This window comes from Phenylobacterium sp. LjRoot219 (assembly GCF_964252995.1).
GTDB lineage: Bacteria > Pseudomonadota > Alphaproteobacteria > Caulobacterales > Caulobacteraceae > Phenylobacterium.
This window is the reverse complement of the sequence record NZ_CAXUQI020000001.1, coordinates 3,104,263-3,124,780: the sequence shown is the minus strand read 5'-3', so window position 1 is coordinate 3,124,780 and position 20,518 is coordinate 3,104,263. Positions and strand designations below refer to the sequence as shown.

13 protein-coding genes, 1 tRNA gene and 2 pseudogenes are annotated in these 20,518 nt (G+C 69.1%); 11 read left to right on the top strand and 5 right to left on the bottom strand.

What is annotated here, in order from left to right:
• The first annotated feature begins 55 nt into the window (after nucleotides 1-55).
• Nucleotides 56-1,444 carry a cytochrome P450 gene (locus ACSQ14_RS15240; protein WP_436014223.1) on the top strand — a complete coding sequence of 463 codons (1,389 nt, stop codon included), beginning with the start codon at nucleotides 56-58 and terminating at the stop codon, nucleotides 1,442-1,444.
• Between the two features lie 171 nt (nucleotides 1,445-1,615).
• On the opposite strand, the gene metZ is transcribed toward ACSQ14_RS15240, so the two are convergent.
• Nucleotides 1,616-2,800: an O-succinylhomoserine sulfhydrylase gene (gene metZ / locus ACSQ14_RS15235; protein WP_436014221.1), complete on the bottom strand. Its 1,185-nt coding sequence runs from the start codon at nucleotides 2,798-2,800 to the stop codon at nucleotides 1,616-1,618.
• Nucleotides 2,801-2,935: 135 nt separating this feature from the next.
• Between metZ and ACSQ14_RS15230 the strand changes: the two genes are divergently transcribed.
• The gene (locus tag ACSQ14_RS15230) at nucleotides 2,936-3,955 is read left to right on the top strand and encodes a 2'-deoxycytidine 5'-triphosphate deaminase (protein WP_436014219.1); all 1,020 of its coding nucleotides are present in this window, start codon (nucleotides 2,936-2,938) and stop codon (nucleotides 3,953-3,955) included.
• 111 nt (nucleotides 3,956-4,066) lie between these two features.
• On the opposite strand, the pseudogene ACSQ14_RS15225 reads toward ACSQ14_RS15230, so the two are convergent.
• Nucleotides 4,067-4,175, bottom strand: a pseudogene (locus ACSQ14_RS15225) (hypothetical protein); the annotation flags it as partial.
• A gap of 107 nt (nucleotides 4,176-4,282) precedes the next feature.
• Between ACSQ14_RS15225 and ACSQ14_RS15220 the strand changes: the two are divergent.
• Complete coding sequence (locus ACSQ14_RS15220) at nucleotides 4,283-5,182, top strand: TraB/GumN family protein (RefSeq protein ID WP_436014217.1); 900 nt, start codon at nucleotides 4,283-4,285, stop codon at nucleotides 5,180-5,182.
• Between the two features lie 25 nt (nucleotides 5,183-5,207).
• Nucleotides 5,208-5,300: pseudogene (locus ACSQ14_RS15215) on the top strand (hypothetical protein); the annotation flags it as partial.
• Between the two features lie 2 nt (nucleotides 5,301-5,302).
• Here ACSQ14_RS15215 and ACSQ14_RS15210 read toward each other — a convergent pair.
• Both ACSQ14_RS15210 and ACSQ14_RS15205 read right to left on the bottom strand, forming a co-directional pair.
• Nucleotides 5,303-6,775 (bottom strand): acyl-CoA reductase, encoded by a 1,473-nt coding sequence (locus ACSQ14_RS15210; RefSeq protein ID WP_436014216.1) that lies wholly within the window; start codon nucleotides 6,773-6,775, stop codon nucleotides 5,303-5,305.
• Between the two features lie 195 nt (nucleotides 6,776-6,970).
• Nucleotides 6,971-8,422, bottom strand: a complete 1,452-nt coding sequence (locus ACSQ14_RS15205) for a hypothetical protein (RefSeq protein WP_436014214.1) — start codon at nucleotides 8,420-8,422, stop codon at nucleotides 6,971-6,973.
• Nucleotides 8,423-8,596: 174 nt separating this feature from the next.
• On the opposite strand from ACSQ14_RS15205, the gene ACSQ14_RS15200 reads away from it, so the two are divergent.
• The 3 genes from ACSQ14_RS15200 (at nucleotide 8,597) to ACSQ14_RS15190 (ending at nucleotide 10,717) form a co-directional block, all read left to right on the top strand.
• Nucleotides 8,597-9,286, top strand: coding sequence for a TetR/AcrR family transcriptional regulator (locus ACSQ14_RS15200; RefSeq protein ID WP_436014212.1), 690 nt, complete (start codon nucleotides 8,597-8,599; stop codon nucleotides 9,284-9,286).
• 64 nt (nucleotides 9,287-9,350) lie between these two features.
• Nucleotides 9,351-10,418 (top strand): aldo/keto reductase, encoded by a 1,068-nt coding sequence (locus tag ACSQ14_RS15195; RefSeq protein ID WP_436014210.1) that lies wholly within the window; start codon nucleotides 9,351-9,353, stop codon nucleotides 10,416-10,418.
• Between the two features lie 224 nt (nucleotides 10,419-10,642).
• Nucleotides 10,643-10,717: transfer RNA gene (locus ACSQ14_RS15190), tRNA-Gly, on the top strand.
• Between the two features lie 18 nt (nucleotides 10,718-10,735).
• Here ACSQ14_RS15190 and ACSQ14_RS15185 read toward each other — a convergent pair.
• Nucleotides 10,736-13,624 (bottom strand): cation-translocating P-type ATPase, encoded by a 2,889-nt coding sequence (locus tag ACSQ14_RS15185; protein ID WP_436014208.1) that lies wholly within the window; start codon nucleotides 13,622-13,624, stop codon nucleotides 10,736-10,738.
• A 178-nt stretch (nucleotides 13,625-13,802) separates the two neighbouring features.
• Here ACSQ14_RS15185 and ACSQ14_RS15180 point away from each other — a divergent pair, with 178 nt between their 5' ends.
• The 4 genes from ACSQ14_RS15180 to ACSQ14_RS15165 all read left to right on the top strand — a co-directional run bounded on the left by ACSQ14_RS15180 (nucleotide 13,803) and on the right by ACSQ14_RS15165 (nucleotide 20,484).
• Nucleotides 13,803-14,645 (top strand): hypothetical protein, encoded by an 843-nt coding sequence (locus tag ACSQ14_RS15180; RefSeq protein ID WP_436014206.1) that lies wholly within the window; start codon nucleotides 13,803-13,805, stop codon nucleotides 14,643-14,645.
• A gap of 126 nt (nucleotides 14,646-14,771) precedes the next feature.
• Nucleotides 14,772-16,253 (top strand): arylsulfatase, encoded by a 1,482-nt coding sequence (locus ACSQ14_RS15175; RefSeq protein ID WP_436014204.1) that lies wholly within the window; start codon nucleotides 14,772-14,774, stop codon nucleotides 16,251-16,253.
• Nucleotides 16,254-16,345: 92 nt separating this feature from the next.
• Complete coding sequence (locus tag ACSQ14_RS15170) at nucleotides 16,346-17,596, top strand: class I SAM-dependent methyltransferase (RefSeq protein WP_436014202.1); 1,251 nt, start codon at nucleotides 16,346-16,348, stop codon at nucleotides 17,594-17,596.
• Nucleotides 17,597-18,036: 440 nt separating this feature from the next.
• Nucleotides 18,037-20,484, top strand: coding sequence for a TonB-dependent receptor (locus tag ACSQ14_RS15165; RefSeq protein ID WP_436014200.1), 2,448 nt, complete (start codon nucleotides 18,037-18,039; stop codon nucleotides 20,482-20,484).
• Nucleotides 20,485-20,518 lie beyond the last annotated feature (34 nt).

Sequence of the window (20,518 nt, the reverse complement as noted above, 5' to 3'; positions counted from 1 at the left end):
GGCGCGACCCTAGATGGAAGGGGAAGGCAGTCGCTGCGCCCCATGTGAGCCCGTCATGAGCCCCTCGCGCTTCCGTCCGGCCGCGCCGGTCCGACCGGCGATGCCGCCGCCGCTCTGGCGACGGCTCAGCGGCGAGTTGGCGACCAACTGGGTGGCCGGCTGGCCGCAGGCCGCGTTCCGCCAGCGCTACATGTTCGCCCGCGTGATCACGGTGCGGAACCACATCATCAACGACCCCGACGCGATCGGCCGCGTGCTGCTGGAGAATGCCGCCAACTACGAGAAGCCGGCGCTGATCAAGCGCATCCTGGCCCCGGCGGTGGGCTGGAACCTGCTGGTCGCCGACGGCGAGGTCTGGCGCGAGCAGCGCCGGCTGATGGCGCCGGTGTTCACGCCGGCGGCGGTGGCGTCGTTCACCGGGATCTTCGAGCAGGTCGCCCGCGAGCAGGCCGACCGCTGGGCGGGGGAGGCGCCAAATCGCGTCGACGTCGCCGCGGCCGCGACCCACGCGACATTCGAGGTGATGAGCCGCTCGCTGTTCTCCGGCGACCCGGCGATGACCTCCGAGGGGGCCTCCGCGCACATCGGCGCGACCCTGGCCTCGGCCGGCAAGTACAGCGTCGCCAAGCTGATCGGCATGCCCTGGCTCGACCGCTCGCGCATCCGCCAGGACGGGTTGGCCGGGGCGGCCTTCCTGCGCGGACGGCTGACCGAGCTGATCCGCCGGCGGCAAACCGATCCGTCGGCGCCCCAGGACTTCATGACCCGGCTGCTCGACGCCTTCTCCGAGAGCCATCCGCCGGACGAGGCGGCGGAGCTGGCGCTGGGCAACGGGATCCTGTTCTTCGTCGCCGGCCACGAGACCACCGCCAATGCGCTGACCTGGGCGCTCTATCTGATGGGCGGCGATCCGGAGGTGCAGGAGCGCGCCGCTGCCGAGGCGATCGCCGCGCGCGAGGCGGGCGGCTCGGCGACGCAGGTGATCGCCCGGTTGCCCTATCTGCGGATGGTGCTGGACGAGACCATGCGGCTGTATCCGCCGGCGACACGGTTCGACCGCTCGCCGATCGTCGACGACGTGCTCTGTGGTCGGACGGTGCGCGCGGGCGACATGGTCACCATCTGGCCGTGGCTGCTGCACCGCCACGAGACGCTGTGGGACGAGCCCGACGTGTTCGACCCGGAGAACTTCTCAGCCGAGGCCAAGGCGCAGCATCACCGATTCCAGTACATCCCCTTCGGCGCCGGCCCGCGCACCTGCATCGGCGCGGCGTTCGCGATCAAGGAGGCGCTGCTGATCCTGGCCGAGTGGCTGGCGCGCTACCGCTTCCGGCTGGACCCGGGCCACGAGGTGGTCCCGACCGCGGCGGTGACGCTTAGGCCAAAGGGCGGGATGCCGATGTTCATCGAGGCCCGCGCGGCGGCCGGGCGGCGGGCGGCTTAGCTCAGCAACAGCTGTCATCCCGGAAGCCGCGCAGCGGCTGTCCGGGACCCAAGCACACGGCGTGTGAGCGCACACGCAACGGCGCGGCCCCGGTCCGCCAGAAGCTTCTGTGTTCTTGGATTCCGGACACGCGCTGGCGCGCGTTCCGGGATGACAGCCTTGTTGTTGGCCCTACGCCTTATCCAGCGCCCGGTCGACGTCGCGCGCGAGGTCGCGGGCGCTTTCCAAGCCGACGCTCATCCGCACCCAGCCCTGGGTCAGGCCGATCTCCTCGCGGGCCTCCTCGGTCATCGAGCGGTGCGTGGTGGTCGAGGGGTGGGTGGCCATCGACTTGGCGTCGCCGAGGTTGTTGGAGATGTCGAAGATCTCCAGCGCGTCGAGGAACCGCCAGGCGGCCTCGCGGCTGCCGAGGTCGAAGGCGATGACGTTGCCGGCGCCGGTCATCTGCTCGGCGATCAGCGCGGCCTGCGGGTGGTCGGGCCGGCCGCAGTACATGACCTGCTTGGTCTTCGCATGGGCGGCGATCACGTCGGCGATCTTGCCGGCGTTCTCGGTCTGGCGGCTGACCCGCAGCTCCAGCGTCTCCAGGCCCTTCAGCAGCACCCAGGCGTTGAACGGCGACAGCGCCGGGCCGGTGTGGCGCAGGAAGTCCTTGTAGACCTCGTTGAGGATCTCGTTCGAGCCGAGGATCGCCCCGCCCAGCACCCGGCCCTGGCCGTCGATGTGCTTGGTCGCCGAGTAGACGACCACGTCGGCGCCGAGCTGCAGCGGCTTCTGGTAGAGCGGGGTGGCGAAGACGTTGTCGACGATCACCTTGGCGCCGGCTTCCTTGGCGATCGCGGCCACGGCGGCGATCGGGGTGATCTCCAGCAGCGGGTTGGCCGGGCTCTCGATCAGGAAGGCCTTGGTGTTCGGCCGCACCGCGTTGCGCCAGGCGGCGGGATCGACGGCGTCGACATAGGTGGTCTCCACGCCGTAGCGCGGCAGCAGTTCGGAGATGATCCACTTGCAGGAGCCGAACAGCGCGCGGCCCGCGATCAAGTGGTCGCCGGCGCGCAAGCATCCGAACAGCGCGGCGTGCACCGCGGCCATGCCCGAAGCGGTGGCGCGGCAGCCCTCGGCGCCTTCCAGCAGCGCCAGGCGCTCCTCGAAGATCTGCGTCGTCGGGTTGCCGAAGCGCTGGTAGATGAAGCCCGGCTCCTCGCCGGAGAAGCGGCGGTCGGCGGCGCCGGCGCTCTCGTAGGCGAAGCTCTGGTTGAGGAACAGCGCCTCGGAGATCTCGCCGTAGGGGGTGCGCGCCATGCCGCCGCGCACCAGGCGGGTCTCGACGTCCCAGGTGTTCGGATCTTCGGCCATGACGGGCTCCTGCGGCTGCAAGGTTTGGAAGCCGCATCAACGGCAGCGGCGCGGGGAGGTCAAGCCTTCCTCCCGCCCCGTTAAGGGGAGGGAGGGCTTGCACGACTCGCCGTTCGCCTTAAGGCTTCGCCGCCCATGAGCCAGCCTCCCGGCATTCTGCCCTGCCAGTCCATCGACGAGCTGATCGCGCGGGGCGCCATCACCTCTGACAGCCCGTTCGACGCCGATCAGGTGCAGCCGGCGAGCCTCGACCTGCGCCTTGGCGCGCGGGTCTGGCGGGTGCGCGCGTCGTTCCTGCCCGGCCGCGGCCACACGGTCGCCGAGCGCATCGGCCAGGTGGCGATGCACGAGCTCGACCTGACCAAGGGCGCGGTGCTGGAGCGCGGCTGCGTCTACATCGCCGAGCTGCAGGAGCGGCTGGCGTTGCCGCCCGGCGTCTCGGCGCGGGCCAATCCGAAGAGCTCCACCGGCCGGGTCGACGTCTTCGTCCGCCTGCTGTCCGACGGCACCCCGGCGTTTGACGACGTCGCCGAGGGCTACACCGGCCCGACCTATATCGAGATCGCGCCGCAGACCTTCTCGGTGCTGGTGCGGCGCGGCACCCGGCTGAACCAGTTGCGGCTGAAGCGCGGCGCGCCGTCCCGGCTGCGGGTCGAGAGCGTCGGCGTCGAGCTGGCCGACGGCGTCATCGCCGGCTTCCGCGCCCGCCGGCACGCCCCGGTCGTCGACCTTGACAAGGAGGACGGCCACGACCCGAAGCAGTTCTGGGAGCCGCTCTATCCGCAGAACGGCCAGCTGCTGCTGGATCCCGGCGAGTTCTACATCCTGGCCTCGAAGGAGGCGGTGGAGATCCCGGTGATGGAAGCCGCCGAGATGACGCCGATCGATCCCTCGGTCGGGGAGTTCCGCGTGCACTACGCCGGCTTCTTCGATCCCGGCTTCGGCACCGACGAGGCCCACGGCAAGGGCTCGCGCGGCGTGCTGGAGGTGCGCAGCCACGAGACGCCGTTCATCCTCGAGGACGGCCAGACCGTGGCGCGGCTGGTCTACGAGCCGTTGACCGAGCGGCCGGTACGGCTCTACGGCGACCTCGGGTCGCATTACCAGCGCCAGGGTCTGAAGCTATCAAAACACTTTAAGGTTTGGGGCGAGTAGCGACGCCGCCTAAGGGCGACTTGGGGCGCCCAGAGCGTCGCCTGGTCACGGGGGTGGCTGGGAGCCGCCGGAGCGGTCGGGGGGCCGCTCCGGCGCTCTGAGCCCAGCCTTCGGCAAAAACAACATGTCATCCCGGACGGCCTGCAAGGCCGATCCGGGACCCAGGGGCCATGCGCGCCGCCCCTGGGTCCCGGCTCTCCGCTGCGCTCCGGCCGGGATGACGGGATGCGCTCCCCGGCGACCTCGGGTCGCATTACCTGCGCCGCGCCTGGAAGTTATCCAAGTCCTTCAAGGTTTTGGGCGCGCTGCGCCCGCTTGGGGGCGTGCTTGCGTCGCTTTCGCTGGGCCGCATTGGCCGTCGCAGTTCTCGCGGGATGGTTCGCGGCCACGGCGGCCAGCGCCGCCCCGGCGCTCTGGCTCGTGAAGCACGGGCGCAGCGAGATCTACCTGTTCGGCACTCTGCATGCGCTGCCGCGCGGCGCGGCCTGGCGCACGCCGGCCTATGACGCGGCCTATGCGCGGGCGCAGACCGTCTGGTTCGAGGCGCCGGTGGACGAGGTCGATCCGGCGGCGTTCAGCGGCTTCGTCGCGCGCCACGGGGTCGATCCCGCCCGGCCGCTCAGCCGCAAGCTGCCGCCGCGCACCCTGGCCGAGCTTGAGCGCCAGGCGGACCTTCGCCAGGTTGACCACCTGCGGCCGTGGGCGGCGGCGCTGATGCTGTCGATGCTGCCGCCGCCCGGGCCGCGGACCCCTGACGGCCCGACCGTCGCGGCGGGCGCAGACCTGATGCTGATCCGCGCCGCCCGCCAGGACGGCAAGGCGGTGCGGACCTTCGAAACCCTCGAGGATCAGGCGTGGATCTTCGCCGGCCTCTCCGAGCGCGCCGAGCTGCGCTACCTCACCGACGTGATCCGCGAGCGCACCCCGCGCCGCGGCCCGAGCTGGCTGCGCAAGCCGTCCCCGGAGGGCCTGGTGGCGGCCTGGCTGGAGGGCGACCTGTCGCGGACGGGGGCCGGCTTCGTCGGCCCGATGAAGAACGGCAATCCGGCCCTCTACGAGGCGCTGCTGCGACGCCGCAACCTCGCCTGGGCCGAGGCGCTCGCCCAGGAGATGGCCAGCGGCTCCGGCGTCGAACTGGTCAACGTCGGCGCCCTGCACATGGTCGGCGACGACGGCCTGCCGGCGCTGATGAAGGCGCGCGGCTTCGAGGTGCTACGGGTGCAGTAGCAAGCGCCTAAAGACGACGTCATCCCGAATCGTAGCGGAGAGCCGGGACCCAGGGCGGCGCGCACGGCCCCTGGGTCCCGGATCGGCCTTGCGGGCCGTCCGGGATGACGGACTTTGAAGTTACGCTACCAGCGCCGCGTCGCCCTCGGCCATCTCCCAGATCGGCTTCACACTCGCCAGCGGCTGCTCGGAGATGATCCACTTGCACATCCGCCGCAGCGGCTCGATGCCGTCCTGCGGGCCGACCAGGCCGGGGCCGTTGAAGGCGTAGCCCAGCGAGACGAACCGCTGGCCGCCGTGCAGCGCCGCCTTGTGGCGGATCTCCGGCATCAACGCGTCGGGGAAGACGCCGACCGTCTGGGTGTAGGCGTCGACCGCGCCCAGCACCTCGTCGAGGGTGTCGACCGGGATCAGGTTGACGGTGCGGTCGGCCAGGTACTCCCAGAAGCTGACCGGCTCGGGCGTGTGCGAGACGATCACCGCGCCTTCGCCCTGTTCGCCGCCGACCACCGTGTACCAGTCGTCGTTGAGCCGCAGCGCGTCGACGTTGGACTTCAGCTGCGGGTCGTAGCGCTTCGGCTTGGTCGACAGGTCGGCCGGCAGCTTCAGCATGGCGTCGTAGGTCGCCTGGCCGAGCTTCTTCAGGGTCTCGATCCCGGCGTCGTCCGTGCCGCACATCACATAGACCACGCGGCAGCTGGCGCAGGCGGTCTGGTTGCCGGCCCCGACGTCGGCGGCGATGCGCTGGCCGGCCTCGGTGATCAGCGCCGCGGTAGTCAGGCCCTCGGCGCCAACGATGCTGGCGCTGCGCTTCGGGTCCAGCGACATCAGCTCCAGGCCCGGCTGGATGTATTTGGTGACGTGCTTGACCGAGGCTAGGCCGCCCCAGGCGACGATCTTCTCGACGTTGTGCGGCTGGTAGAGCTGCTTCTCGATCGCCTCGTCGCCGCCGCGCCAGTAGGCCACCGACAGATGCTTGGTGATCGGATGGTCGGGGGCGAAGTCGACCATGGTCCGGGCGATGGCCCCGGTGGTGAACGGGTCGTTCGACGGTACCTTGATGATGGTGTCGCCGCGGGTCACCGCGCCACGCAGCATGGTCAGGGCGCCGAGCACCGGGCCGTTGCCGGCGACGATGTGCAGGGCGCGGGCTCCGTAGGCGCGGATGCCGACGCGGCTGCCGTTGATCTCCTGCTCGACCCAGCCTTCGAGGTAGGGGACGCCGATGTTGAACTCGACGGTCCGGCGGATCCGTTCGCGGTCGAACATCGCCGGCATGTGGTCGTAGAAGGCCCGCACGATCGGCGGCGTCGCCGGAGCGGTGGCGTAGCTGAGCTCGCAGGCCTCCTGCATGTAGCCGTTCTTGTTGATGTCCAGCAGCTTCCCGAGCTCCTCGAGGTAGTCGAGGATCTGCTCGAAGGAGAGCTGGTAGAGGTCGTCCATCTTGCTCGGGCTGCCGAGCGGCAGCTGGTCGACGATCGTCTTCGGGTCCGGGGCGAGGAAGGTGATGTCGCCGCCGCGGCCGCCGAACTCCACCAGGTCGGTTTCGATGACCTTGCCGCGGATGACGGCGTAAGAAATGGGTCTGCCCATAAGTGTCGTCCTTGTCGGGCGAGATGCTCCCCCTCAGGGGGAGCTCCCGCGAAGCGGTGGATCTTTTCTCCGCTCATCCCGGCGAAGGCCGGGATCCAGATGGCGGGCGCGGGAGGCGCCGGGTGGCCTTCGCTGCGCGCGCCGCGGCTGAACCTGGGTCCCGGCCTTCGCCGGGATGAGCGGATTGCGGTGTGGTCACCCCTCCAGGGCGTTGAGGTAGTCGAGCGCCTCGTTCTGCGCGCCGGGGGTGGCGGCGCAGGTGATCTTGTCGTCGCCGCCGGTGATCTCGCTGAAGCGCTGGATCTTCTTGTCGAACGCCAAGGTCTTTCGCCCGCACGGGCAGCCGTCGTAGTGGGCGGTGACCTGGTCGCCGGTGACGATGCCGCCCCAGGTGCCGTCGTGGGTGACGTCGAAGAAGGCGGCGCGGCCGGTCTGCACGCCCTCGCGCGGCAGCGGCCGGCCGGTCTCGCCGTCGAGGATGAAGGGCGCGACCCAGGGCGCCAGGTGGTAGCGGTTGGCCTCGCAAAGCACCGAGAAGGCGTTCATCTCGGTCATGCCGTAGGCCGACTGCATCCAGTCGATGCCGAAGAAGTCCTTGATGGTCTGCTCGGCGTCGTCCGGCAGGACCACGCCCTTGGCGCCGCCGCCGCCCATCAGCACGCTGCCCGGGGCGAAGGAGCCGCGGATGCCTTCCTCCACGCCCTGCTTGGCGATGTTGTAGAACATCGCGGTGGTGCCCATGGCGAAGATGCGTTCGCCGCGCAGCTCCTGCACCGCGCCGCGGACGAACGCCGATTGGATCGCCGGCAGGTCGCGCTGCAGCTTCTCCCACTCGCCGCGGCGGGCCAGCAGGTTGTCCGGCACGTCGACCTTGCTGGCGTCGCCCTTGGCGATCGCCGCGCGGATCCGCGCCGCCAGCCACATCAGGTCGCTGGAGACCTTGAAGGGCAGGGCGGTGTGCAGATAGCTCTCGTCGCCCTTGCAGAAGACGTCGAGCAGGTACTGGGCGAAGCGGCCGGCCGAGGAGTGGCCGTCGCGGTACATCGGCGTCACCGCATGGATCTTGCCGTTGATGTCGCCGTCGGTCGGCTCGGCGCCGAACTTCTGGCCGAGCTGCACGCGCAGGCCGGTGACGGCGAACACGTAGTCCTTCTTCGACTTCGGGAAGAGCGACAGGGTGCCGCTGCTCCCTGAGGAGGTCGCCACGTCGAGCGGCGTCTGCTCCTGCAGCCGGGTCAGCCAGCTGTCGATGGAGTCGCAACCGACCACGTCGACGCCGGAGATGTCGTAGGGCGTCAGCCGGTCGAGCCACTTGTTGAGCTGGTCGAAGCGCTGCTTGGCGAGCAGCGAGATCGGATATGACTTGTAGGTGTCGTGGGTGAACAGAAGCGGCGCGCCGTCGTCGAGCGCGGCCAGGCGGTCGATCCCCTGGGCGTCGGCGAGCTTGGCCAGGACCGGGATCTGCTGGCGGCGCTCCGCCAGCCGCAGGTTCATCGCCGCCAGCAGGACCGGCTCGGCTTCCTTCGGCGAGACCGAATGGATCTTCGTCGTCGACATGCCGAAGTGGCCGTAGGGGTCGGCCATCCAGGCGCGCGCCTCGCGCTCCAGCGCCGCATCGGTGCTGACGTTCGGCGTAAGGTCGTTCATCGGCGTTTCCTTCCAGCCCTGTCCGCCGCGCCTCCGTCTGGCGGGAGGCGTCGGCTACAATCCAACCATCCAGTTGGTTGTTTTCGAACTTGATGCTAGCAGCCCATTTGCTAGATACAACCATCTGGTTGGAAATTTTGCGGGCGGCTTTCGAACGCCCGGGACAAGGGTGAGATGGCGGGTCCCCGCACGACGCGCGCCGCGCAGACCGAGAAGGCCGCCGAAGCCGTCGAGCCGGCCGCGGCCGAGCCGGCGGCCCCCCGCCGCCGCAAGTACCTGCCGGCCGAAGAGCGCCGGCGCCAGATCATCCTGGCGGCGCAGGAGGTGTTTTCCCGCACCAACCTGCAGGGCGCGCGCACCCGCGACATCGCCAAGGCCGCCGACGTCAACCAGGCGACGCTGTTCGAGCATTTCGACAGCAAGGAGGCGCTGTTCCACGCCGCGGTGGTCGAGCCGCTGATCGCGGCGATGCAGGGGATGTACGAACGCGCCCAGGCCTACCAGGCGGCGGCGACCACCGAGGAGCTGCTGGGCCTCGCCCAGGCCTCGGCGCAGAACCACATCGCCAGCACGGTCGATATTTTCCCGCTGCTGACCGCCTCATTGTTCTCCGATGCCGACCTGGGCAAGCGGCTCTACTGCGATGAGATCGTCCCCCTCTTGAAACAGCGGGGCGAGGTGCTGAACGGTCTCCTGAAGGACGACATCGATCCGGAGTTCGCCGGCCTGGCGCTGTTCGGCATCCTGTTCGCCGTCGCCATGGACCAGACCTTCCGCGGTCGGACCGACGATCCGGCGCAGCTCGCGCGGCAACTGGTGCAGTTCGCCGCCCTGGGCTTCCTGAAAGACCGCGACGCCGGCTGAGCCGGAGCGCGCCCGAACTAGACCGACCAAAACCGAACAAGAGAGACGAAAGAGGAAACCCCGAATGGCCCAGCAGCTCGACCACTACCGCCTTCTCGGCCGCTCGGGGCTGCGGGTCTCGCCGCTGTCGCTCGGCACCATGACCTTCCGCACCAAATCCGACTGGGGCTCGAGCGATGAGGAGGCGCGGCAGATCTTCGACGCCTACGTCGAGCGCGGCGGCAACTTCGTCGACACCGCCAACTTCTACGGCCAGGGCGGGTCGGAGACGCTGACCGGCCAGCTGATCAAGGCCAAGCGCGAGCAGATCGTGCTGTCGACCAAATACTCGCTGACCATGCGCTGGGGCGACCCGAACGGCAGCGGCAACCAGCGCAAGAACATGGTCCGTTCGGTCGAGGCCAGCCTGAAGCGGCTGGACACCGACTACATCGACCTTCTCTACCTGCACGTCTGGGACGACCGCACCCCGGTCGACGAGATCCTGCGCGCCTTCGACGACCTCGTGCGCGCCGGCAAGGTGCTCTACGTCGGCGTCTCCGACAGCCCGGCCTGGCAGATCTCGCGGATGCAGGCGATCGCCGAGCTGCGCGGCTGGAGCCAGTTCGCCGCCCTGCAGATCCCCTACAACCTGACCGAACGGACGGTGGAGCGTGACCTGATGCCGATGGCCCAGGAGATGGGCATCGGCGTGCTGCCGTGGTCGCCGCTGGCCGGCGGGGTGCTGTCGGGCAAGTACAGCCGCGAGGACCTGAAGGCCAAGCCGCCCGAGGCGATCGGCGGCATGAACAGCCGCAAGGACATCAACCTCGCCACCGGCCGGCTCAGCGAGAAGACCCTGGAGATCGCCGAAGTGGTGAAGACGATCGCCGCCGAGCTCGGCCGCACGCCCAGCCAGGTGGCGCTGGCCTGGACACTGCTGCACCCGGCGGTGACCTCGCCGCTGATCGGCGCGCGTACCCCGGCCCAGCTGGAGGACAACCTCGGGGCCCTGGAGATCGCGTTCGGCGCCGACCAGGTCGCCCGGCTGAACGCGGTCAGCGCCATCGACATGGGCTTCCCGCACAGCATGCTGAATTCCGGCGTCACCGACCAGATGTTCGGCGGGGTGAAGGTCGACAAGCGCGGGTGAGGGGCCGGGCGTCCGAACGCCCCCTCTGTCAGCTTCGCTGACAGCTCCCCCGCAGGCGGGGGAGTCCTCCCCTGCGCAGCGGGGGAGGTGGATCGCGCCGCAGGCGCGAGACGGAGGGGGCGTTCTGACGCCGTCACCGGAGTCGCGGGCGACGTCGCCGCACCCTCTTCCCTGCGGCGCGCGGCGCGGCTATGGTCCGCCGCCTGCCGCCAAGGCGGCTGCGCGCGGGTGTAGTTCAGAGGTAGAACGTCAGCTTCCCAAGCTGAATGTCGGGGGTTCGATTCCCCCCACCCGCTCCATATTTCCCAAGCCATTTTTCAGTTCGGGCCGACAGGCCTGGCCGGGATGACGCCCTCTGGGCGCCGCGCCAGCAGCTTGCTGAGCTCGCGTAGCCAGAGGACCGAGCTCGCCGCGGCGACGCAGACCAGCCAGTCGTTCGGGCCGAGGCTGACGGTCGAGAACGCCGCCTGCAGCACCGGCAGGTGGACCACGGCGATCTGCAGGGCCAGCGAGAGGGCCAGCGCCGCCCACAGCCAGCGATTGGCGAACAGCCCGGCGAAGGCGCTGCGCTCGTCGGAGCGGGCGTTGAGGGCGTTGAACAGCTGGAACATCGTCAGGGTGGTGAACGCCATGGTCTGGCCGTAGGCGACCGTTCCGTGGCCTTCGATCAGCCCGCCGGGCAGGGCGGCGTCGAACACCAGCAGGGTGCCGATGGCCATCACCAGGCCGACGAACAGGATGCCGGCCCACATGCGCGCCGTGAGCACGCCTTCGCCGCGCGGCCGCGGCGGATCGCGCATGGTCCCGGCGTCGGGGGGATCGACGCCCAACGCCAGCGCCGGCGCGCCGTCGGTGACCAGGTTGATCCAGAGGATCTGCGTCGCGAGCAGCGGCAGGACCAGGCCGGCGTCGCCGCCGACGCCGATGACGCCGGCCAGCACGACGCCGAGGAACATCGTCAGCACTTCGCCGATGTTCGACGACAGCAGGTAGCGCAGGAACTTGCGGATGTTGGCGAAGATCGCCCGGCCTTCCTCCACGGCGGCGACGATGGTGGCGAAGTTGTCGTCCGCCAGGATCATGTCAGCGGCCTGTTTGGAGACGTCGGTGCCGGTGATCCCCATGGCCACGCCGATGTCGGCGGTCTTCAACGCCGGGGCGTCATTGACCCCGTCGCCGGTCATCGCCACGACCGAGCCGTCGCTCTGCAGCGCCCGGACCAGCCGCAGCTTGTGGTCCGGATTGACGCGGGCATAGACCGAGACCTCGCGCACGGTCTGCGCGAGCGTCGCCTCGGACATCTGCGCCAGCTCCGCCCCGGTGACGACGCGGGCGTTATCGGTGATCTGCAGTTCGGCGGCGATGACGCCGGCGGTGCGCGGGTGGTCGCCGGTGATCATGATCACGCGGATGCCGGCGGCTCGCGCGGCCGCGATCGCGGTGCGGGCTTCGACCCGCGGCGGATCGATCATGCCGATGAGGCCGAGAAACACCAGGTCCTGCTCGACCTCCTCGTCGAGGTCGCTGGCCGGCCCCGCGCCTTCGGGCAGCGCGCGGAAGGCGACGCCGAGCGTGCGCAGCGCCTCGCCGGCGAGCACTTCGTTGGCGGCGAGGATGGTCGCGCGCCGAGCTGCGTCCAGCGGCCGGATCTCTTCGCCGGCCTGCACCTGCGAGCAGCGGGCCAGCAGAACGTCGGGCGCGCCCTTGGTGAGCACCAGCAACTGGCCGCCACGCTCCGCATCGGTGTGGACCGTGCTCATCAGCTTGCGTTCTGAGGAGAAGGGCACTTCGCCGACCCGCGCGAACCGCGCCTCCAGCGCTTCCGCCTCCAGCCCGGCCTTGCGCGCCGCGACGATCAGCGCCCCCTCGGTCGGATCGCCCTGCACCGACCAGCGCCCGTCGCGCTCCTGCAGGACCGCATTATTGGCACGGTCGGCGGCGGCCAGGGTGCGCACGAGTTCGCGCCGCAAGCCGCCGTCGATCTCGCCGCCGCCGCGCCGGGTGACCGCGCCCTCCGGCGAATAACCGGCGCCTTCCAGGTCGACGCCGCCGCTGGCGGTGACGATGTGGCGGACCGTCATCTCGTTGCGGGTCAAGGTGCCGGTCTTGTCCGAGGCGATGATGTTGGCTGACCCCAGGGTCTCCACCGCCGCGAGGTGGCGGATGATGGCCTTGCGGGCGGCCATGCGCTGGACGCCGAGCGACAGCACCGCCGTGACCACCGCCGGCAGCCCTTCCGGCACCGCCGCGACCGCCAGCGCCACGCCGAGGATCAGCACGTCGAAGATCGCCGCTAGGCCGCGAACCTCGGTGAAGATCAGGATGGCGCCGATCATCACCGCGGCGATGGCCACGACGATCAGGCCGAGCCGGCGACCGGTGCGGTCGAGCTCCTGCTGCAGCGGCGTGGTCTCGGCCGGGCCGGCCTTCAGGGCGCCGGCGATGCGCCCCATCTCGGTCTGCATGCCGGTGGCGGTGACGATCGCGCGGCCGCGCCCGTAGGTCGCCGCGGTGCCGCTGAAGATCATGTTGAGGCGGTCGCCGAGCACCGCCTCGCCCGGCAAGGGGGCGAGCTCCTTGATGACGGGCAGGCTCTCGCCGGTGAGCGCGGCTTCCGCGGTCTGCAGGGAGGCGGAGCGGATCAGCCGCGCGTCGGCCGGGATCGTGTCGCCCTCTTCGACGAGGATGACGTCCCCGGGCACGATCTCGGACGCGGGGATCCGCTGACGGGTCGCGTCGCGCACGACGCTGGCGTGGGCCGCCGACATCTGCTGCAGGGCCGCGACCGCCTGCTCGGCGCGCGCCTGCTGCAGGTAGCCCATCAGGGCGTTGAGGATGACGATCGCCAGGATCGCGCTCGCCTCATAAGGCCACGGCGAGTCGCGTTCGAGCGCCCACAGCGCCGCCGACACCAGGGCCGCCGCGATCAGCAGCAGGACGAGCACGTCGGTGAACTGCGCCAGCAGCTTGCGCCAGGCCGGCTCCGGCGGCTCGGCGGTCAGTTCGTTGGGTCCGTACCGCGCCCGCCGCGACGCCGCCTCGGCCGCGGTCAGGCCGGCCTCGGGATCGACGGCCAGGGCCGCGGCGACCTCTGCGGTCGTGCACCGGTAGGGCTCTGCGCCCTCGCAGGCCGGCCCGTCAGGCTGTCGGGCCGACGGCGCGGCGGTGGCGCCCCGAGGTTCCCGCCCCGCTGTGTCCGTGCCCATCGCCGCTAACTCCGCTGGCCACACGCCCGGTGTGCGCCGGCCGACCAGGCTGGCCTGTCGTGGCTGCAGCATACGGTCGGCCCGGCGGGCCGGACATCGGGTGGAACACCCAACCTGCGACAGGGTCCTGCGCGTGGTTGCTTGCGAGCATGCCGGTTCGGCGGAGCACGCCGCCCGGATGATCTGGTACCTGCCGATGCAATGGCTCGACGCGGCGCCGCTTCTGTTGGTCGCGGTGGTCCTGACCCTGGTGTTCGTGTCCGCCGAAGAGCTTGGAGTCCGCTTTCGCCGTTTTGTGTCGGCGCGTCGTGGGACCGGCGACCGCGATGTGGACGAGGGGGTCGGCAACCTGGTCGGTGCGGCCCTGGGGCTGCTCGCGCTGATCTTCGGCTTCACCTATGCGATGGCCCAGGACCGCTACGACCAGCGGCGCCTGCTGGTCATGTCCGAGGCCCGCGCGGTCGCCACCAGCTACCTGCGCTTCCAGGCGTTCGACGAGCCCGAGCGCGGCCTCCTCAGCCAACTCATGCTTGAGTACACAGCCCTGCGCAGCCGCGGGATCGACCCGCAGCGCGACCGGGCCGGCCTGCACGCCCTGGTCGCCCGCACCGAGCAGCTTCAGTCTGAGATCTGGGATGCTGCGCTTCGGGGGCTAGGGCGGCGACCCGATCTGACCGAACCCGTCATGGAGAGTACGAATGAGATGTTCGAGATCACCGCGACGCGGGTGGCGATGGTCGACGCCCGCATCCCGGTCTCGATCCAGGCTGGCCTGATAACCTTCGCCGTGATGTCGGCGTTCTTTACCGGATATGGACTTGCCTTGGACCGCCGACACCGGATGGCGGTCGTCGGGTTATTTCTGCTTTTCACCTTCGTGTACGTTCTGGTGCTTGACCTCGACCGCTCTTACAGCGGTCCGATCCGCGTCAGCCAGGCGCCCATGGTGCAGGCTGCGGCGCACATCGAGCGGCTGGAGGCGGCCAAGCGGGCCGCCGCGGCCGTCCGGCCCGCGCCCTAGAACGGGCTCGGCTGGCCGGCTTCCCCCGTCCGCCGCTCAGGGTTTGCACCAATTGTCGCGGCCCGGCCCGAGTGGTCCTTTCCCGCGCGTTCGCCACCCGTGGCGGCCCACGCCGGGAGAGGTCTAATGCCTGCGAAAAAGCCCAACATCCTCATCCTCTGGGGTGACGACATCGGGTTCTGGAACATCAGCCACAACAGCCGTGGCGCGATGGGTTACCGCACCCCGAATATCGATCGGATCGCCGAAGAAGGCGCGATGTGCACCGACTACTACGCCCAGCAGAGCTGCACCGCGGGGCGGGCGAGCTTCATCTGCGGGCAGAATCCAGTGCGGACGGGCCTGACCAAGGTCGGCATGCCGGGCGCCACCGTCGGGCTGCAGAAGGAGGACCCGACCATCGCCGAGGCGCTCAAGCCGCTCGGCTACGCCACCGGCCAGTTCGGCAAGAACCACCTGGGCGACCGGGACGAATACCTGCCGACCGTGCACGGCTTCGACGAGTTCTTCGGCAACCTCTACCACCTGAACGCTGAGGAAGAGCCGGAGCTGCCGGACTACCCGAAGGACCCGGCGTTCAAGAAGCAGTTCGGCCCGCGCGGCGTGCTGCACTGCAAGGCCGACGGCAAGGGCGGCCAGACGATCAAGGACACCGGCCCGCTGACCAAGAAGCGGATGGAGACCATCGACGAGGAGATCACCGCGCGCGCGCTCGAGTGGATGGAGGCGCAGGCCAAGTCAGATACGCCGTTCTTCCTCTGGTACAACGCCACCGCCATGCACTTCCGGACCCATGTGGCCGAGAAGAACATCGGCAAGAGCGGCCAGGACCCCTACAGCGACCGCATGGTCGTCCATGACGAGCAGATCGGCATGATGCTCGACAAGCTCGACGAGCTGGGCATCGCCGACAACACCATCGTCATGTACTCGACCGACAACGGCCCAGAGAACGACACCTGGCCGGACGGCGCCAATACCCCGTTCCGCGGCCAGAAGGACACCAACTGGGAAGGCGGCTGGCGGGTGGCGGCGCACTTCCGCTGGCCCGGCAAGATCAAGCCCGGCACGGTGCTGAACGGGATCATGTCGCACATCGACATGTTCCCGACCCTGCTGGCGGCGGCCGGCGACATGGACGTCAAGGATCGGCTGCTGAAGGGCGCGAAGCTCGGCGACAAGAGCTTCAAGGTCCACCTCGACGGCGTCAACCAGCTCCCCTACCTGACCGGCCAGGCCAAGGAGAGCCCGCGGAACAGCGTCTTCTATGTCAGCGATGACGGAGACGTCATGGCGGTGCGGGTCGGCGACTACAAGTTCAACCTGGCCGTCCAGCGCGCCACCAAGATGGACCAGTGGGCCGAGCCGTTCGTGAAGCTGCGCGTGCCGCACATCGTCAACCTGCGGCGAGATCCGTTCGAGCGCGCCGACTTCAACTCCAACACCTACTGGGACTGGATGGTCGATCACATACCGCAGATGTACCTGATGCAGGCTGTCGTGGCCTCGGAGATCGATAGCTACGCCAAGTTCCCGCCGCGGCAGAAGCCGGCGTCGTTCAATCTCGATGCGGTGATGGCGCAGGTCTCGGCGGCTGCGCATCACTAGCGCAAGCCTAGGTTAAGGCCGGAACCCTGGTCGAGCTGGCCCATGCGTGAGACCATCGCGCGCATGGGCCATCTCTTTGCGGTTGAGCGGCCATGACCGACACCGAGGCGCAGGACGCCGCCCTCGCCACGCGGGTCAGCGCCTTCTACGAAAGCCATCCCTATCCGCCGGCGGTGGATGATCTCGATGGCTACGGCCGGAAGTGGGACGACGCGCGTCGCCGCGCCGAGGCCCACCTGGTCTGGCCGGCGGAGCCCTACCGCGACGATCGCAGCATCCTGGTGGCCGGATGCGGCACGACCCAGGCCGCCAAGTTGGCGCTGCGCTGGCCGCGGGCCCAGGTGACCGGCATCGACGTCAGCGCCGCCAGCGTGGCCTTCGCCGAGGGCCTGAAGCGCAAGCACGGGCTGGCGAATCTGCAGCTGCGGCGCCTGTCCGTCGAACGGGCGCCCGAGCTGGGGCAGGCGTTCGAGCACGTCGTCTGCACGGGGGTGCTGCACCACCTGCCCGATCCCGACGCCGGCCTGCGGGCGCTGCATGACGTGCTTGAGCCCGGCGGCGCCCTGCAACTGATGGTGTATGCGCCCTACGGCCGCGCGGGGATCTATCTGATCCAGGATTATTGCCGGCGGCTCGGGATCCAGCCGACCGCGGCCGAGGTCCTCGACCTGATCGTCGCCCTGCGCGCGCTGCCGCCGGACCACCCGCTGACGCCGCTGCTGCGCAAGTCGCCGGACCTGCTGACGCGGGAGGGGCTGGCCGACGCCCTGCTCAATCCGCTGGACCGCGCCTATTCCGTTCCCCAGTTGCTCGACTACCTGGCCCGCGGCGGCTTGCGGCTCGGGCGCTGGCTGCGCCAGGCGCCGTACCTGGCGCAGTGCGGTGGGCCGGCGGCGACCCCGCACGGTCCGCGGCTGGCGAAACTGTCCGCCGACGAACAGTATGCCGCGCTGGAGCTGTTCCGCGGGACCATGGTCCGCCACACCGTCGTGGCCTGCCGCAGCGACGCGCCGCCGGCCGCCGCTATCGACTTCAGCGGCGACGCCTGGCGCGACTATGTGCCGGTCCGCCTCCCGGACACGCTCGTCGTGCGCGAAAAGCTGCCGGCCGGGGCGGCGGCGGTGCTGATCAACCGGACCCACACCTACACCGACATCTACCTGCCGATTTATGCGCGCCAGGCGCGCCTGCTGGCCGCGATCGACGGAACCCGCACGATCGCGCAGATCGCGCAGATCGCCCAGGCGACCGGCGAGCGCAGCGCCGCCCGCGACTTCTTCCAGGCGCTGTGGCGCTACGATCAGGTGGTGTTCGACACCTCGGGAAGCGCTCCGCGTCCTTGAGGCGGCGAGCGAGGGCGGCGGCGGATCTCACGCGCCGGTTGAGCTTGGGTGTGGCCGCCTTGTGCCCGGACGGTCACGCCGCGGCGGGACGACTTCCTGCGGCCTGTAAAACAACTTGACCGCAACGGAAAACGTGCGTCCATTTCGAAACAATAAGAGAGCCGGCCTCGCTGCAGGTACGGCCCGGCATAAAACTGCTAGTTGCGGGGAGCGAAACGTTGATCGGGGGTTGCAGTCCGTGCTTTGCGCCAAGGCGTCACTTGGCGACGGCCGCTCACTGCTGAACTAGCTAAAACCACACACAAATACGGTCGCCAGTCTGCTGCAAAGCAACGGCTGACAGCTGAGCATCGGCGCGGTTTTGCCCGCCGAGTCTTTGGCTTGTCAGGTCGATAAGGCTGGCGCGCCGAACATCATCAAAAACTCGGGGAGGCAAACACTTGAAGTCCACCATGCTTATTGCGCTCGCAGGAGCGAGCTTCCTGGCGCTGACGTCCGGCGCCTCGGCCCAGGAAACCAGCGCGCCGCCCGTCAGCGCGTCCGAGCCCTATATGCTCGGCGACATCGTCGTCACCGCTCGCCGTCGGAACGAAGTCCTGCAGGACGTGCCGGTGACGATCAATGCGGTCACCTCGCAACAACTCGACAAGCTGAACATCCGCAAGTTCGAGGACATCGCCTCGGTCATGCCGGGCCTCAGCATGTCGACCAACGCCAACGGCATCGGCGCGGTCGCCTCGGTGCGCGGCGTGAACTATGACGTCAACGCCAGCGGCAACAACGGCACCGTCGAATTCTACCTGAACGACGCGCCGATCTCGGCGGGCAACCTGTTCCAGGGGATGTTCGACATCGGCCAGGTCGAGCTGCTGCGCGGGCCGCAAGGCACGCTGCGCGGCCGCGCCTCGCCGTCCGGCTCGATGACCGTGACGACCGCCCAGCCGCACCTCAGCCAGTACGGCGGCTACGTCAACGGCACCGTGACCAACCGCAGCGGCTACAACATGCAGGGCGCGGTCAACCTGCCGATCGTCGAGGACATGCTGGCGGTGCGCATCGCCGGCCTCTGGGACGAGAACACGGGCGCGCGCGTCAACAGCGTGCACAACAACCAGGACTCGGCCTCGCGGACCCGCGCGCTGCGCCTCAGCACCCGGTTCGAGCCGACCGCCGACCTGTCGTTCGGGATCATCTGGCAGCAGCTGTTCCAGAACATCCGCTCGTACGACCAGGTCGAGTCGCTGCAGGCGCTGGACCCGTCGGCCCCGGCCAGCCCGGTGTTCATCGACAGCTTCGATCGCGAGGCGGTGACGGACACGGCGCGGCAGGTTCGCCAGCGCTTCGACAACCTCAACCTGCAGGCCCAGTATTCGTTCGCCGGCCAGCGGCTGAACTACGTCGGCGCGATGAACCGCCAGGTGCTGAACTCGCAGGGTCCGGACGACGTCGGCGACTTCTTCTCGCCGAACTTCCCGACCTTCACCAAGGGCTATGGGCGGAAAACCCACACCTATTCGAAGAACTGGGCGCACGAAATCAGGCTTTCGTCTGAAAAGCCGCTGTTCGATGGCCTGCTCGACTACATCGTCGGCGGCTTCTACCAGAAGCAGGATGTGCCGACCAACCTGACCAACCCGACCGTGGTGCTGTTCGGCTCCCCGGCGCCGTGCCTGGTGTCGCCCACCGCCCCCTGCAACCTGGCCGGCACGATCGTCAACACGCCGATCCTGCGGACCGGCGGCAGCAAGGAACAGTCGATCTACGGCAACCTGACGGTGCACGTCACCGACATGACCGAGCTGTCGGGCGGCCTGCGCTACATCGACTACCGGGACGACGGTCAGCTGCTCGTCGGCGGCAACGCCATTCCCGGCGCCAACACCGACAACCACGACGACACCATCATCTACACGGTCTCGGCCAAGCATCGGTTCAACGAAAGCTTCATGGCCTACGGGACGATCGGCAGCTCCTGGCGTCCGGGGATCAACGTCGTCGGCGACTTCAGCCTGGCGCGCAGCGATCTCGAGAACTCGTTCCTGAACATTGCTCCCGAAAAGTCGACGTCCTACGAAATCGGCTTCAAGTCGGACTGGCTGGAGAAGCGCCTGCGGGTGAACGTTTCGGCCTTCCACCAGAACTTCAAGAACTACCCGTACCGTTCGGCGTCCGGCGTCTTCTATGTCGAGACCGCGGCCAACACCACGACCACGCCGCCGACGTTGTTCCAGCGGGTCACCAACTTCAACTTCGTCGCCGGCGTGCCGGTGAAGGTGAACGGCGTCGAAGCCGAGGTGATCTACCAACCGCTCGACAACTGGAACATCAGCGGCAACGCCAGCTACGCCAAGAGCAAGATCAAGAACGGCGAAGTTCCGTGTAACGACTACTTCCCGAACGACGGCGTGCCGGACACCGTGTCGGGCGTGCCGACCGTGGCCCAGATCCGGGCGGCGACCGGCGGCGACAACATCTCCGCCTGTAACGTCGACTTCCGGGCCTCGATCACGCCGCTGTGGAGCGGCAATCTGACCTCGGAATACTACCACCCGCTGGCGGAAAACATGGACGGCTACGTCCGCGGCCTGCTGACGGTCTACGGCAAGTCGAAGAACGACCCGTCGAACGCCATCGACGACGTCAAGGCCTACGCCCTGCTCAACCTCTTCGCCGGCGTGCGCGACCACTCCGGCGCCTGGGATGTCTCGCTCTACGCGAAGAACATCCTCGACGAGAAGCGCGTGCTGAGCCGTTCGCCGAACCCGCAGACGACGCCGTTCAACATCGGCGCGACTTCGGTCACCGGGGTCACCAGCTACCGGCTGATCACCATGACCGCGCCGCGCGAGTTCGGTCTGAACGTGCGCTACGCCTTCGGCTCGCGCTAAGCCGAGCATCTGAGGAGAGACCATCTGCCGGGCG

Bases quoted from the DNA above. Each gene is read 5' to 3' on its own strand.
- ACSQ14_RS15240 (WP_436014223.1), top strand. From the start codon at position 56: ATGAGCCCCTCGCGCTTCCGTCCGGCCGCGCCGGTCCGACCGGCGATG.
- metZ (WP_436014221.1), bottom strand. From the start codon at position 2,800: ATGGCCGAAGATCCGAACACCTGGGACGTCGAGACCCGCCTGGTGCGC.
- ACSQ14_RS15230 (WP_436014219.1), top strand. From the start codon at position 2,936: ATGAGCCAGCCTCCCGGCATTCTGCCCTGCCAGTCCATCGACGAGCTG.
- ACSQ14_RS15210 (WP_436014216.1), bottom strand. From the start codon at position 6,775: ATGGGCAGACCCATTTCTTACGCCGTCATCCGCGGCAAGGTCATCGAA.
- ACSQ14_RS15205 (WP_436014214.1), bottom strand. From the start codon at position 8,422: ATGAACGACCTTACGCCGAACGTCAGCACCGATGCGGCGCTGGAGCGC.
- ACSQ14_RS15200 (WP_436014212.1), top strand. From the start codon at position 8,597: ATGGCGGGTCCCCGCACGACGCGCGCCGCGCAGACCGAGAAGGCCGCC.
- ACSQ14_RS15195 (WP_436014210.1), top strand. From the start codon at position 9,351: ATGGCCCAGCAGCTCGACCACTACCGCCTTCTCGGCCGCTCGGGGCTG.
- ACSQ14_RS15185 (WP_436014208.1), bottom strand. From the start codon at position 13,624: ATGGGCACGGACACAGCGGGGCGGGAACCTCGGGGCGCCACCGCCGCG.
- ACSQ14_RS15180 (WP_436014206.1), top strand. From the start codon at position 13,803: ATGATCTGGTACCTGCCGATGCAATGGCTCGACGCGGCGCCGCTTCTG.
- ACSQ14_RS15175 (WP_436014204.1), top strand. From the start codon at position 14,772: ATGCCTGCGAAAAAGCCCAACATCCTCATCCTCTGGGGTGACGACATC.
- ACSQ14_RS15170 (WP_436014202.1), top strand. From the start codon at position 16,346: ATGACCGACACCGAGGCGCAGGACGCCGCCCTCGCCACGCGGGTCAGC.